The sequence below is a fragment of the Thermogutta sp. genome (assembly GCF_039793925.1).
Classification (GTDB): domain Bacteria; phylum Planctomycetota; class Planctomycetia; order Pirellulales; family Thermoguttaceae; genus Thermogutta.
On the sequence record NZ_JBAMME010000088.1, the window covers coordinates 1 to 1,424 of the forward strand.

Sequence of the window (1,424 nt, forward strand, 5' to 3'; positions counted from 1 at the left end):
GACCCATCAGGCCGGAGATCAGCATCATCGGCAGGGAGATGAGGAGGTAGGTGGGCTGGGTGGCGACGAAGGCGACCGAAAGCCCCAGGGTCACAGCGGTGACGACGATGGGGAGGATCACCGTGGCGGCGGAGAGGGTGGGCAGGCTGGGCCGGGCCGGCGGCGCCTGAATCTCCACTTCCTCCGCAGGAAACCTCGGCGGCGTGCGGGGGGAACGGTGGAAGAGGGGGAGGGTCATCGGCGGCCTCCTCGGGCTTCGTGCGGGGTTGAGTAACGCTCGTGCCAGCAAGGTGAGCAAGCCACAGCTTTGACTGGCGATGGGATGTACAACTCGTAGGAGAGAGCAAAAGTGGTCATCAAGTGGCCTCTTTTGGGTTAACTGTTTGGTTTCTCGGGAATGTCATTGATAATATAAAGGCGGTTGAAATCGTGCTGAAAAACCCGCATAGACCAAAGGAAAAAATATCTGTAGCATATGCCAATATCCACACAAAAGCATTCTGCATATAACGTCGTAAGATCAACCATTGTCCAAAGCCTGTAATGATGCCGGGCAATATCATTGCCGCCACCGATAACAACCCTAACCCATCAGTCTTATTCAACTGAAGAAGGATGGGTAAATAAGGTGCCGAACCGATGGCCATGAAAATCGCGGTCACAGTGATCCAGGATTTAGCCTTAATACTCATCTTGCTTCTGAGAACAAGCCATTGAAGTATCCCTACGGTTGCGCCAAGTACTCCTCCTCCTAAAAAACTTCCTACCCCCACTGAAATGAGTTGACTGTTGTCAATTTTAAGGGGTGTGAGAGTGCTTGCTTCTTCTTGGTTCAAAAACTCTATATCCCAGTGCAATATTACGCTGAGAATCAATATGAGGGTAATGAGGATAACCCATCCCGCTACAAAGCCCGCCAAATTTGCTGTTACCCATTTCAACCATAATGACCAGTCCAGTGAAACTGCCGGACGGCGCTGTCGCTCTTTTTCTGGCTGTAAAGGCAAAGTTTGGGCAAGTGTTTGACCAGGGGAGTGAAGGATAGTTCTTGCGTCCAAATGCTCTCTTGCAGAAAGGGCAGAGGGCACTTTTGGGTGAACTTCTTTAACTAAGAGTTCGATTTCCTTCGCCAATCCCGCCGCGGCCGGGTCGGAGCGGGCGAGTTCCAGGGCCTGCAGGTAGAGTTCTTCGGCGCCAACCAGGTTACCTCTCTCTTCCAAGCGGCGGGCGGCCTGCAGGAAGGCGCGGATTTCGGCCACGATGGACGGCTGACCGCTGACGGCGGACGTCAATTCGGACGGCGGACCGCTGACGGCGGACGTCAATTCGGACGGCGGACCGCTGACGGCGGACAGTTCGGCGGTCTGTGGTCGGCGGTCGGCGGTCTGCAGCGGCAGCGCCACCAGCCACTCGCCGAAGGTGGG

At 55.2% G+C, this 1,424-nt stretch carries 2 protein-coding genes; both read right to left on the bottom strand.

Features of this window, described 5'->3' with window-relative positions; genetic code table 11:
- A partial coding sequence (locus tag ABJK56_RS03275) for a hypothetical protein (RefSeq protein WP_347243236.1) occupies nt 1-238 on the bottom strand: 238 nt, incomplete at its 3' end.
- 118 nt (nt 239-356) lie between these two features.
- The coding region (locus ABJK56_RS03280; RefSeq protein WP_347243237.1) for a hypothetical protein at nt 357-1,424 on the bottom strand (1,068 nt) is incomplete at its 5' end.